This window comes from Proteus columbae (assembly GCF_009914335.1).
Taxonomy (GTDB): Bacteria; Pseudomonadota; Gammaproteobacteria; order Enterobacterales; family Enterobacteriaceae; genus Proteus.
In genome coordinates, this window is sequence record NZ_CP043925.1 from 1295205 (window position 1) to 1309490 (window position 14286).

9 protein-coding genes are annotated in these 14286 nt (G+C 35.3%); 3 read left to right on the forward strand and 6 right to left on the reverse strand.

All coding sequences use genetic code 11. The features are described from left to right. The first annotated feature begins 218 nt into the window (after positions 1-218). Together allD and F1325_RS05960 are read left to right on the forward strand one after the other, a co-directional pair. Entirely contained in the window at positions 219-1268 is a 1050-nt protein-coding gene (gene allD / locus F1325_RS05955; protein WP_160230114.1) for an ureidoglycolate dehydrogenase, read from the forward strand. Positions 1269-1520: 252 nt separating this feature from the next. Next, positions 1521-3644 (forward strand): pentapeptide repeat-containing protein, encoded by a 2124-nt coding sequence (locus F1325_RS05960; RefSeq protein ID WP_160230115.1) that lies wholly within the window; start codon positions 1521-1523, stop codon positions 3642-3644. A 107-nt stretch (positions 3645-3751) separates the two neighbouring features. Here F1325_RS05960 and F1325_RS05965 read toward each other — a convergent pair whose 3' ends face one another. The 5 genes from F1325_RS05965 to ycaO form a co-directional block, all read right to left on the reverse strand. Beyond that, positions 3752-4648 (reverse strand): BPSS1780 family membrane protein, encoded by an 897-nt coding sequence (locus tag F1325_RS05965; protein WP_109373517.1) that lies wholly within the window; start codon positions 4646-4648, stop codon positions 3752-3754. A 298-nt stretch (positions 4649-4946) separates the two neighbouring features. Next, on the reverse strand, positions 4947-5687 hold the full coding sequence (gene pflA, locus F1325_RS05970; RefSeq protein WP_160230116.1) for a pyruvate formate lyase 1-activating protein: 741 nt from the start codon (positions 5685-5687) through the stop codon (positions 4947-4949). Positions 5688-5794: 107 nt separating this feature from the next. Continuing rightward, on the reverse strand, positions 5795-8077 hold the full coding sequence (pflB, locus tag F1325_RS05975) for a formate C-acetyltransferase (protein ID WP_160230117.1): 2283 nt from the start codon (positions 8075-8077) through the stop codon (positions 5795-5797). A 54-nt stretch (positions 8078-8131) separates the two neighbouring features. Further along, complete coding sequence (gene focA / locus F1325_RS05980) at positions 8132-8986, reverse strand: formate transporter FocA (protein WP_100159566.1); 855 nt, start codon at positions 8984-8986, stop codon at positions 8132-8134. A gap of 672 nt (positions 8987-9658) precedes the next feature. Beyond that, the gene (ycaO, locus tag F1325_RS05985) at positions 9659-11416 is read right to left on the reverse strand and encodes a 30S ribosomal protein S12 methylthiotransferase accessory factor YcaO (RefSeq protein WP_109373519.1); all 1758 of its coding nucleotides are present in this window, start codon (positions 11414-11416) and stop codon (positions 9659-9661) included. A 230-nt stretch (positions 11417-11646) separates the two neighbouring features. Here ycaO and ansB point away from each other — a divergent pair, with 230 nt between their 5' ends. Then, complete coding sequence (ansB, locus tag F1325_RS05990) at positions 11647-12684, forward strand: L-asparaginase 2 (protein WP_109373520.1); 1038 nt, start codon at positions 11647-11649, stop codon at positions 12682-12684. A gap of 70 nt (positions 12685-12754) precedes the next feature. On the opposite strand, the gene F1325_RS05995 is transcribed toward ansB, so the two are convergent. Continuing rightward, on the reverse strand, positions 12755-14188 hold the full coding sequence (locus F1325_RS05995) for an MFS transporter (RefSeq protein ID WP_160230118.1): 1434 nt from the start codon (positions 14186-14188) through the stop codon (positions 12755-12757). Between the last annotated feature and the right edge of the window lie 98 nt (positions 14189-14286).

Sequence of the window (14286 nt, forward strand, 5' to 3'; positions counted from 1 at the left end):
AAGAGATTATGCCACTTTTTTGTTTATTATAAGAGGGATTATAAAAAGGTTTTTAATAAAGAAATGACTATTTAACAAAAATATAACGCAATCCGCCATTGGTTAAACCGATCACGGCAGATCCTATTTATGCTGTTAAATTAGACCTATCGCTCGAATTTACTTTCGTTATTTATAACATTTCTATTTAATTAGAACCCTACAAAAGAGCATATTCTATGATAGTTTCTAAACAGCAGTTACATCAATTAATCAAAAATAAATTACATCATGCAGGATTGAGTGAGCCTCATGCTGATACGGTGGCTGATGTCTTAGTCCATGCTGATGCCAAAGGTATTCATTCTCATGGTGCTGTGCGTGTGGAATATTATGCAGAGCGGATCAGTAAAGGCGGTACAAATACAGTGCCTAATTTTACTTATACTGAAACGGGGCCATGTAGCGCTGTATTTGATGGTGATAATGGAGCTGGGCATGTTGCAGCGAAAGACGCAATGGAACGCGCAATTAAGATGGCACAAGAGAAGGGAGTTGCGGTTGTTGGTGTAAGACGAATTGGTCATAGTGGTGCGCTATCTTACTTTGTTGAACAAGCATCACAAGCAGGCATGGTGGGTATTTCGCTGTGTCAATCTGATCCTATGGTTGTTCCTTTTGGTGGCTCTGAAGTCTATTACGGCACTAATCCTATCGCTTTTTCAGCGCCTGGAGTAGGCGATAAACGTATTACATTTGATATGGCGACAACTGTACAGGCATGGGGCAAGGTACTTGATGCGCGCTCGCGTCATGTCGACATTCCTGATACTTGGGCAGTTGATGAAAGTGGTAAACCTACGACAGATCCCTTCGCAGTAAAAGGTTTATTACCTATTGCGGGACCTAAAGGTTATGGTTTAATGATGATGGTTGATGTGTTGTCTGGCATTTTGCTGGGTCTTCCTTTCGGTAAACATGTCAGTTCGATGTATCACGATTTAACACAGGGGCGAGAGCTAGGCCAATTACATATTGTTATCAATCCTGCTTTCTTTACTGATGCCTCATTATTTAGAGAACATATCTCACAGGCTATGGGGGAGTTAAATGCAATTAAGCCAGCTCCTCATGTGGAGAAAGTGCTTTATCCTGGTGAGAATAGTCAAATAGAAGAACAAAGAAGCGAAAAAGAAGGTATTGAAATTGTTGATGAAATTTATAATTATTTAATATCTGATGCACTTTATAATAAATCTTATGATAATAAAAACCCGTTTGCGGGTTAATATAACATCTCAATTCTCAATAAAAAGAACAGTGGATGGTGACATCGACTGTTCTTTTTTCTTTTATATATTCACACTATAAAATTTATAATTCATTAGCCATTATGTATTTGGTTATTTTATTATAGTTAATAAATTAAAATTATCTAATTATAAAAACAACAAATCATATATTTTTAATTATATATTAATTAATAATTAAGAACAAAACGTGTGTTTTTTATTACTTTAAAATATACATTGGTGAGGGTTATGAATAATATATTTATGTATTTAAAAGTTAAAATAAAACAAGATGCGATTTTAGCAGTTGATCTCGCAGAGAAGAGTCCATCTATCCGTAATTTTAATCTTGCTAATAAAATATTAACAGTAAAATTAACAAGTGAGAAATTAAAATTAAAAAAAGATCCTAATGATACCTATCTTATTCAAGAAAAAATAAAAAATTATGAGTCTTTATTTTTAAAATTAAATGAAATTAAAATAGAATATGCGTGTGAATATAAATTTATAGTTGAATTAAAAAGATTATTAACCAATAAAAAAATAAAAAATAGTACACAAAAAAAGATCATAGGAAATTATAAAAATAGAGTGGGAATATATCAATCAACCAATAAGGATGTTAATCATTTTATAAATGAAGATTTAATGGATTTTTTATTTGAAAATAAAAAAATTAATAATGATAAATTTAATAGTTTTAACATTAAAAATGTTAATATTAATGACGCGAATATATGTTCTTCACAATTTGAAAAATGTAATATAAATGAATCAATATTTACGGATTGTAAATTAACTAAATCTTATTTTCATGCTTCAACAATAAAAAATTCAACGTTTAATCATTGTAATTTAACCAACGCTGATTTTTTATTTTCAAATATAGAAAATGTAAACTTTATAAATAGTGACTTAAGTAATGCAACAATTAAGGTAAAAAGTGCTAATTTTGAAAATTCGACACTTGATAATGCAAAAATAGAAATTGATATTGACAATATTCCTTTAATGAAAAATAAAAAAACTCTATTTGAAACCATTAGTTCAATAAATGATAAATATAATGAAATAAAAACATCATTGATGAGCGCTCTGATTTTAAAAATACAGTGTACTATTTTATATAATTATAATGGTCATGATGGTGATAATAATATAGGGTTATCAGCAGACTTTATAATAGAAAATTTATTCTCTAATCAATATTTTTGTAAAAATAAAATAATTAAAAAATTTATTGCTGATATTTTATATAGTTCCTATTTTGATGATGAATATAGTAATTCTATTGATAAATTATCCCCTGATTTTTTATCTTTTCATTTAGATCTAATTAATAATTATGACAATGATAAGCCGAAAAAATTTATGCTACAAGAAAATGATAAATTTATTAAGCTAATGGTATTATCACTTTATCATGAAAATCAAAATATTAGAGATAGAGCAAGAGTGTTATATGATAAATATCTTGATCTTGAGGAGATAAAATCTTTTGTTCAAGAAAATGATATTGATTGTGGTGATAGAAAGGTTGACTGGTATGATAAAAACAGTTTTAATTATATTTTAATAAATAACAATAAAGATAAAAAAATAATTATTAGTCATGAAGATATAGTTAATGTTTTATTTAATAATAATATGGAAACTAATACTAGTTTTACTAGGTTTTATCTTTATATTAATAATGATTGTGAGAAAATTAATAATATTAATTATTATGAGTTATTTAATGGTTTTATAATGTCAGAAATAAGTACTATACCTGATTTTGTTATTTTTACAAATTGTTATAACAAGATGGCCAATAAAATTGAATCTAATAAGTGGTTGTCATTATTTAAATCAAGTGATTTTTATGAACAATTTCACTCTGTTTTAATAGGTATGAAGCCTTTTTCTAATGAAAAGCTTATTAATATTCAAGAACAAGAAAAGTTAAGTAAAATATTTAAGCCATTTTTAAATGCTTCAGATGGTAATATTAAAAAAAGTTCTCTAACTATTGAACATTATCAAAAACTTTGTGAACTTTTTGATATTACTTTGGTAAGTAAAGAATTGAAATCTCAATATTTATTAAGTCTTTCTGCTTTAATTGTTAAATATTCATCAAGCTCTGTATTTGGCAACGATTCAGATTCACCTGAAATATTAAGAATGTATGCTTATGCTTTAATGAGTAAGGCTAATGAATTAAATCCAAAATTAATGGGAAAAAACTTTAAAGAATGGAGCGATAGATTATTAGGAATGAATAAAATGTTTCAATGTACGGATGTACTTTTTTCAATAATGAATCATTATGGAAAAGAACACTTCAAAGATATATTTTATAAAATCATACCGTTACATTGGAGATAATAATTAGTCAAAATAAGAGAAATAAAACGCACTCCAACTTTACTAATTAACTGTTGGAGTGCAAGCAAAAAACATTATTTTTTCGTTTTAATCAATTAAATCGAAGATTAACTGACTAATTTACCAATATTGGATTCAGCGGTTTTATTAAGAGAAATCGTTCCATTTCCACCATTTCCGCCAATTCCACCATTATTTCCTTGGTTGCCTACATTATGGTGATAAAAAACGTCACGATAAGAGCCATACATCGCAGTGTAAGAAAGAGGAATAGTAATTAATAACCCTAAACCAAATGGAATAATACTCACGACCAGAATAAATAGCAGTAAAATAAAGAAGAAGAACCCACCAGCTAAATTTATTTTTACTGCCGAAAGGCTCGCTTTAACAGCAGGGAGCGCTTTATAACCGTTTACTAATACCAACGCAGGGACAAACCAATATGCAGCAGTACTAATTGTACCGAAAATAGCAATAATAATGATAAATAGAGTAAAACCTGATGTGTTATCTGCCATCATTTCAGCAATAATTTCTTCAGAATAATCACTAGAAGCCGCATAGATAACGTCCATCATGGCTGCACCAGAGATAATAACCGCGAGAATAATCCCAAACAGCAAAATAAGGAAACTGATGCCGTAAGCGCCCATTATACTTAGATAGCGTTTGTTATAAAAACCAAAGAATAGATTATCAACGTCCATCCGTTGGGTTTCATACTGCTGATGGGCAATGGCAATAAGGCCTGTAGCTAATACAGTAGTAATAAAAGGTGATATGATTGGACCTATTAGCGGAATAAATCCAAGAATGGTCGATATAATAAGACTAACGATAAAGTAGATAATAATAACGCCTACCCACATCCAAAAACGTTCTTTTATTAAATCCCATCCCAGTCCTAACCAACGTACTCCGCCTGAGGCACCTCGTGCTTGAGGAATAGGCGTAAATACCTCTTGTGGCTCTGTTAGCGATGAATTATTGTCTTGTTCCATTTCCTGTACCTTAATCCCAATATCTTTAGTTTATAAATATAAGCCTTCTATAATATCTTTTTGTTTTGTTATTAATCAACTGTATTCAACTTAATATAGGTTAAGGATAATCTTAGAATGTATATTTTTACTTGTGGGGACAGATATTCTTTAATTAATACAAAATGATTTAAATAATTTAAGTTAACTTCATCTCATTAAAAAATAACTTTATTTGTTTGGGATATTTTTAATTATATGAAAACAAAAAGCAGCACTTTAATGTGCTGCTTCTTAAATTAATCTTAAGTAGAAAAGCTTAGTAGATCACTTTATGACCGTAAGATTCAAGAATTGATTTTACATTTTCCATCGTCTCTTTTGACGGTGGATGAATGCCATCTAGCTTGTATTCTTCTCCTAAAGCTACCCATTTATGTTTGCCGAGTTCGTGGTAAGGAAGAAGTTCTACTTTTTCGATATTTTTCATATCTTTAATAAATTCGCCTAAACGATGAGCAGAATCATCATCATCAGACCAACCCGGTACAACCACATAACGAACCCATGTTTTTTGGCCTCGCTTTGCTAAATAACGTGCGAATTCAAGTGTACGCTGGTTTGATACACCAACCAGTTTCTGGTGGATCTCATCGTTGATTTGTTTTAGGTCGAGCATCACTAAGTCAGTGGCATCCATTAATTCATCAATAACGGGATCATAACGACGAACAAAGCCGTTAGTATCTAAGCAGGTATGGATATTTTCTTTTTGACAAGCGCGGAACCAATCGCGCACAAACTCTGCTTGCAAAATTGCTTCGCCACCTGAAGCAGTAACACCGCCGCCAGAAGCATTCATAAAATGACGATAGGTAACCGCCTCTTTCATTAGTTCATCAACTGTGACGATTTGCCCACCATGAGTATCCCATGTGTCACGGTTGTGACAATAGAGGCATCTCATTAGGCATCCTTGAAAGAAAACAATGAAACGTATTCCGGGACCGTCAACAGTACCGCAGGATTCAAATGAGTGGATACGACCAAGTACGGACATAACAGGGTTACTCCAAAACTGTCAATAAAAAGGCCCCAAAGTAGGGGCCTTTATTCTAAGCGATTTTATCTACTTTCTCAGTAAATAAATGCATATAGTTATCTTTATTACATTGTTTGTGTAAATGTACGGGTGATAACGTCTTGCTGTTGCTCTTTAGTCAGTGAGTTAAAGCGAACTGCATAACCAGAAACACGGATAGTTAACTGAGGATATTTCTCAGGATCTTCCATTGCTTCTAACAGCATTTCACGGTTCATCACGTTGACGTTCAGGTGTTGACCACCTTCGATACCCGCTTCGTGGTGGAAGTAACCATCCATCAGACCCGCAAGGTTTGCTTTACGAACATCATCATCTTTACCTAATGCATTAGGTACGATTGAGAAGGTGTAAGAAATACCATCTTTCGCATAAGCAAATGGCAGTTTCGCAACAGAAGTCAGAGAAGCTACCGCACCTTTTTGGTCACGACCGTGCATTGGGTTAGCACCTGGTCCGAATGGTGCGCCTGCACGACGACCGTCTGGAGTATTACCTGTTTTCTTACCGTAAACAACGTTTGAAGTGATAGTCAGGATTGACTGTGTAGGTACCGCATTACGGTATGTACGCAGTTTCTGAATTTTCTTCATGAAACGTTCAACTAAGTCACAAGCGATGTCATCTACACGAGAATCGTTGTTACCAAATTGTGGGTATTCGCCATCAATTTTAAAGTCAACTGCTAAGCCGTTTTCATCACGGATTGGAGAAACTTTTGCATATTTGATTGCAGACAGTGAGTCAGCAGCAACAGACAGACCTGCGATACCACATGCCATTGTACGATATACGTCACGATCATGAAGTGCCATCAGAGCTGCTTCATAGCTGTATTTATCGTGCATGTAGTGGATAACGTTCAGCGCAGTTACGTATTGAGTTGCTAACCAATCCATAAAGTGATCCATTTGGTTCATCACAGTATCGAAGTTTAATACTTCGTCCATGATTGGAGCATGTTTTGGACCTACTTGGATTTTCAGTTTTTCGTCAACACCACCATTGATGGTATACAGTAAGGTTTTCGCTAAGTTCGCACGAGCACCGAAGAACTGCATTTGTTTACCAACAACCATTGGGCTAACACAACATGCGATTGCATAGTCATCGCTGTCGAAGTCAGGACGCATTAAGTCATCATTTTCGTACTGGATTGAAGAAGTATCGATTGAGACTTTAGCTGCATATTTTTTGAAGTTGATAGGCAGTTGTTCTGACCACAGGATGGTCATGTTTGGTTCTGGTGATGGACCCATTGTGTACAGGGTATTTAAGAAACGGAAAGTATTCTTAGTTACCAGAGTACGGCCATCTAAACCCATACCTGCTAAAGATTCTGTTGCCCAGATTGGGTCACCAGAGAACAGTTCATCATATTCAGGAGTACGTAAGAAACGAACCATACGTAATTTCATGACTAAGTGGTCAATTAATTCCTGAGCTTGTTCTTCTGTCAGTAAACCTGCTTCAATATCACGTTGGATGTAGATATCTAAGAATGTAGATACACGACCAAATGACATTGCAGCACCGTTTTGAGATTTAACAGCGGCTAAGTAACCGAAGTAAGTCCATTGTACTGCTTCTTTTGCGTTTTGCGCTGGGCGAGAAATATCGTAACCGTATTTCGCAGCCATTTCTTGGATTTGACCTAAAGCAGCGTGCTGCTCTGCGATTTCTTCACGCAGTTGGATAGTCATTTCCAGATCTTCGCCTTTTTCCATTCTTTCTTGTAAAGAGGTGAATTGGGCAAATTTATCTTTACGCAGGAACTCAATACCATACAGTGCAACACGACGGTAGTCACCGATAATACGACCACGACCATATGCATCTGGTAAACCTGTTAAGATACCAGATTTACGGCATTTCATGATGTCTGGAGTATAAACATCGAAAACGCCTTGGTTGTGAGTTTTACGGTAATCAGTAAAGATTTTTTTCAGTTCTGGGTCCAGCTCACGGTTGTAAGCGTGGCAAGAACTTTCAACCATACGGATACCACCGAATGGGATGATCGCACGTTTCAGAGGTGCATCAGTCTGTAAACCTACGATTTGTTCTAAATCTTTAGAGATATAACCCGCATCGTGAGATGTGATAGTTGAAGCAACAGAAGTATCAAAATCAACCGGCGCATGCGTGCGGTTTTCGATTTTGATGCCTTCCATAACTTGTTCCCAAAGTGTATCAGTTGCTTTAGTGGAACCTGCTAGGAAAGATTCGTCGCCTTCATATGGAGTGTAGTTTTTTTGGATAAAGTCACGAACGTTAACATTGTTCTGCCATTCACCTTCAGAAAAACCTTTCCATGCTTCAGCAAATTTTTCATTTAAATCAGACATGATACTTCTACCTTTTTACAATGGAACTTAAGAAATCAGTCATACCTGCGTGGATTAATGTTTATCGCCACGCAGATGCATTAACCAGTATACCAAACCGACTAGGACTGCTCCGCCAATAATGTTACCGATAGTGACAGGTAATAAATTGTCAGCGAGGAAATTCGAAACTGTTAAATCCGAAAATTGTTCGGGTGATGCACCTACTTTAGTCCAGAATTCTGCGGGTGCAAAATTCTTAATAACAATACCTAAAGGGATAAGGAACATGTTAGCGATACTGTGCTCAAAACCACTAGCAACGAACATACCGATAGGTAAAATTAATGCAAAGAGTTTATCAATTAGTGTACGACCTGCATAGCTCATCCAAACTGCAAGACAAACCATTAAGTTAGCTAAAATACCTAAACAAACGGCTTCAATAAAAGTGTGTTCAACTTTATGTTGTGCTGTTTGTAAGACATTAAGCCCCCAAAGCCCATTCGCTGCCATATGCTGACCTGCGAACCACATTAAGGCGACAAAAAAGAGTGCGCCAACAAAGTTACCAAGATAGACATTTATCCAGTTTGCAAACATTTTGCCCCAAGATATACGTCCAGTTGCTTTAGGAATAATAGTAAGAACAGTAGAGGTGAATAAGTCAGCGCCACAAACGACGACGAGCATTAACCCCAGAGAGAAGCAGATCCCACCGACTAATTTAGCCAGCCCAAATGGAACAGATGCGGTACCTGTAGTAGCAGTAATATAAAAAACAAAAGCAATTGATATAAACATACCCGCGGTAAATGCAGATAAGTAAGTCGTTGGAATATGTTTATTTGCTTTATAACAACATGCATCATCGGCAACTTTTGCCATATCCGCAGGTGATAATAAATTAAAAGGGCTGTCAGCTTTCATACTAACACTCTCTTATATGTTGGAATAATTATAGCACGCAATAATAGTAGCAAAGGGGCTTACTTCTAAAATTGATATGGATCATGGTCGCTCATTAGAATCCCGTTTTTAGTGCGTAAAAACCCGCTATTTTGGCTATAACTATTTGATTAATAAAATGAAAAAATTTTTTAAAAATTATCAAAAAATTTTAGACTAGCTGGATAAATAAAGTAGAAAGTAAATATAAAGTATTATTTAAACCCCGTATGTTAAGAATTAAAAATTAAATTTAACGTCTTATTTACTTTTGTCATAAATATAAACATTACTTTATTTGTGGTTAATCTTTAATGATTACTCCAGACATATACCCATTATAAAAATAAGGTTTTTTAATTTTTGAGATCTGGTTAAACAAATAGCAATTTAAACTATATTTAAGTAATATTCTTAGTGTAAAAGTTCAATATGTATTTATGGTGTCATATTAAATGCCTTAAATCGTCACTTTTGCCATATTTTGACAATTTTGTCAGATGGCAAATTTGTCATATTGACAAATCTGTCAATATATTATTTTTAGCAAAATAAAACACTCTACTTTTCAATAGAGTGTTTCAATTTAAATATGCGCTTATTATTCAGTTAAAATTAATTATTATTTAATAAATAACCTTAAACAAAATAGGTTTATTTAGTCGATTGACGTTTTGCTTTCTGTAATTTCTCATAGGCAGCAAGTAACGACTGATGAACAGGTAAATTAGCTAAATCAGGATCAATAGTTTGTAATCCGTAAAATGCTTGTTTGCCTTGTATTGCATTTAAGGCTGCTTGTAATGTTTTTTCGCCATACATACGAGAAAATGCGTACATATATTGTTCTGGTTCACGTTCAGTCTCTTGTTGTAATAATAAGAGATTGTGTAAACAGCGATAATAGTTTTGACGCTCTGGCGTAAATAAAGAAGCATTAAAGTCTTGAGTCCATTCAACCCAAACGAGCGCTTGATCAAGATCGCCCCCCGCAAGAGCTAACATTGATTTTAATTCACCTACACGCAAATGGCTCCAACCATTATCTTTACCCGGAGCAATACCAATCATCTCTCTGATACGTGTAAAGTCATCTAAACCATCTTCATCAAATTGACCAATAAGAGAAAGATACTCTTCTTTAGTGCCTTCGCTCGTTGGTAGAGAAAGAATGGTGTCACGCCAATGTACACCCATAATGTTATTGGCTAATTGTAAATCCTCAGCAGGATAAATATCAGATAAGCCCGGTACTAAAATACGGCAAGCGTAAACACCTAGGTGTGAGTAGTCCATGATATAGACATCTGCATCACACTGCTGGCAAAGTGACATTAAGGTATGGAACTCTTCTTCTGTCGTACCACTGAAGTTCCAGTCAACAAATGCGTAATCGGCATCTTTCTTAAATAGATCCCAACTAATTAAACCACTTGAATCAATAAAGTGTGTTTCAAGGTTAGTATGATCACCAACTTCTTCATCATCAAAGCTTGGCGGATTAAAGACATCGAGATCTTTAAGGCTGCGACCTTGCAATAATTCAGTGACAGTACGCTCTAAAGCCACACCAAAATCAGGGTGAGCACCAAAAGAGGCAAAACAGGTACCATTTTGTGGGTTGAATAACACGACACAAATAACAGGGAATTGACCGCCTAAAGAGGCATCAAAACTAAAGATTGGGAAACCTTCTTGCTCTAATGTTTCAATCGCTTCAATAACAGCAGGGTAGCGAGCTAAAACTTCTTTAGGAATTTCAGGTAAGCTAATTCTTTCAGTGATAATGCGATTTTTTACATAACGTTCAAAAACTTCAGAAAGCCCTTGAACTCGTGCTTCATTCTTTGTATTTCCCGCTGACATGCCATTAGAAGCATATAAATTAGCAATAATGTTTACAGGAATATAAACAGGTTTTTCATCAGATTGACGTATAAATGGCAGAGCACAGATTCCGCGATCATGATTACTTGATTGTAAATCAACTAACTCACTACCACATAATTCACCTTCAGGATCATAAAATTCGCGTAAACGCGCATCTAATAAGCCTGCGGGAACAGAATCATCTTCTGTTAGTGGGAACCATTTTTCACTTGGATAATGAACAAATTCACCTTCTGCAATATCAGCACCTAACCAGAAATCAGAGAAGAAATAATTGGTTGAAAGACGTTCAAAGTATTCGCCTAGAGCAGAGGCTAATGCCGCCTTTTTGCTGGCGCCTTTACCGTTAGTAAAACATAAAGGACAATCTTTATCGCGAATATGAACAGACCAAACGTTTGGAACAGGGTTTAACCATGAAGCTTCTTCAATGTTAAATCCTAAGTCGGTTAATTTTTGCTGAAAGCTAGCGATAGAATCTTCCAGTGCGGCATCTTTGCCAGGAATAAATGTTTGTGACATGGCAGGTTTCATCAATATTTTGCTGGTGATAGTTAGGGGGCACATGATACTGAAATCCCCTGTAATGCACTAACGATTTCTTATGACGAAAAATAACTAACTATATAGAAACCTCATTATTTATTTGATATATGAGTTTTTTTAATAAATTCGTTTGATTTATCACGGAATTGATAATTAAAAATCATCATAATTAGATTTATTTATTAATTCATAAGGGATCGAAAAAAATGATGAAGAAAACATTGCTTGCCAGTTTGTTAGCTGTAATCAGTGGTTCTGTTTTCGCTTTGCCTAATGTCACTATTCTTGCAACAGGTGGAACGATTGCAGGCGGCGGTGATTCAGCAACACAGTCTAGCTATACGGCAGGTAAATTAGGCATTGATGTGTTGATCAATGCAGTGCCTGAAGCGAAGCAAGTGGCTAATTTAAAAGGTGAGCAAGTCGTTAATATCGGTTCTCAAGATATGAATGACCAAGTTTGGTTAAAACTCGCTAAAAAAATTAATGAAGATTGCGATAAAACCGACGGATTCGTGATAACACATGGTACTGATACCATGGAGGAAACAGCTTATTTTCTTGATTTAACAACTGCTTGTAAAAAACCTGTTGTAATGGTAGGTGCAATGCGTCCTGCTACGGCATTAGGCGCTGAAGGCCCTTTAAACTTATTTAATGCGGTTGTGATTGCCAGTGATAAAGCCTCTGAAAATCGTGGTGTGTTAGTCACTATGAATAACGCGGTGATTAGTGGTAAAGACGTTGTTAAAATGAATACTACTGAAGTACAAGCATTCCAGCCTGTTAACGCAGGTGCTCAAGGTTATGTGCATAACGGTAAGGTTCATTATTATACTGCGGCATTGCCTCGTGCAGATAAAGCCGCATTTGATGTGAGCAAACTAACCGAATTGCCAAAAGTTGGTATTGTTTATAACTACTCCAATGCGTCTGATTTACCAGCAAAAGCCTTTATTGATAATGGCTACAAAGGTATTGTTAGTGCTGGTGTAGGTAACGGTAACTTATATACTGATATTTTTAATACCTTAGCTGATGGCGCGAAAAAAGGTGTTGCAGTGGTTCGTGCAAGCCGTGTGCCAGTAGGATTTACCACCCAAAATGGTGAAGTAGATGATGCAAAATATGGCTTTATCGCGTCAGAGCGCTTAAACCCACAAAAAGCGAGAGTGTTATTACAGTTATCACTGACTGAAACTCAAGATCCTGCAAAAATTCAAGAAAATTTTGAAAAGTATTAAGTTAAACTAGTCTAAATAATAACAAGGCCTCATTCGTGAGGCTTTGTTATATTAAAAAATCACATCATATTCATTGATTCTTTTTAGCGCTAGATACCACAACTTTCGCTGTAAAAAACGCCACAAACGGCGTAAAAGCAAACACAATAAACAGCCAATGTGCAGCATTTTGCGCGCCAAGAATACCTCCTGGATCTGTTAACCCTGCCATATTAACCACAGTCCCTGAAATAGATGCACCGACAGCTGTTGAAAACAATTGGATAGTGGTAATGGATGTTGCCGCTTTTTGAGCTTCTTGTCCCTGAGAAACGTGTAAAACACGGGTTAAATAATGAGGCCATGCCATACCAATTCCGGCACCTGTAAAAAAGAGAGCGATACAAATAATGATAATCTGCCCATAAGGTACGGTTAAAACATTAGAGATAAATAAACCGAGGATCACAATGGCTGAAAAATTAATCATTGGGCCAAAATGCATTAACCGCTGTGCAGTAGATTGTTTACTTGATGAAGACATAATGGCAGAGAAAGACCAACCCGCACCAACCAATGCCGCTAAATAACCTGAAAGTAGTGGGGTAACATTATGGATAATTTGCAAGAAATAGGGCACAAAGACTTCTGTTTGTACACTAATCCCTAATAAAGCCATTGTGAGATATATGGGTGCTAACGGTGCAGAAAAAGAAAATGTCCCTTTAGGAAATAAGCCATCATTTGATTTTTTATCAATATTGACTAACAGGAGAATAAAGATAAAAGCAAATACAAAGGATAAGGCGTTATATAAAATAACGTTATAAAGACTACCAATAGAAATAGATAATACAGCAAGCATTAATAAAATAAGTTGTTGATAAGGTAATGGCGTTTTCGCGACGATATTATCGGCATTATTTTCGGTAGGAAGAATAGTAAATAATAAAATAGCGTAAGGAATACCTACAAATAAAATAGACCAAAATGCACCGCGCCAAACATCATATTCAGCAAATATTCCCCCTAGTGCAGGACCTAATAGTGTCGATATTCCCCACATGCTAGACATTAATGCCATGGCTCTAGACCAAAGAGGTTGAGGAAACATCACTCGGACTAAAGAGTAAGCAAGTGCCAGCAACATTCCTCCGCCAGCTCCTTGAATAAATCGCCCTAAAAGTAATATCTGCATTGAGGGTGCTGTCGCACAAATAACAGAACCTGCTAAAAAGCAAATTGTGGCAAAAAGATAACTATTGCGGGGTGCAAGTACGCTCAGTAATCGAGAAGTTAATGCAGAAGAGAGAATTGAAGCCAGAATAAAAACAGTGGTGTTCCATGCATATAAATTAAGTCCACCAATATCACGTACAATTGAAGGTAGCGTTGTGATTGTAATATAGACATTAATTGCGTGTAATGCGACACCTCCTGCTAAAGCGAGCGATTTTAGACTATTTTTTCCATGAAGAAGCATTCCCCAGCTCGCTTCTTCTTTTTTATTTACACTCCCCGACATAAAACACTCCTAACCATTATTTTTATGTTCTGCATATTATGCGTTAGTTCACAATAATCATTGCGCCAATTTAACGGGAATGATACAACCGATAAAGG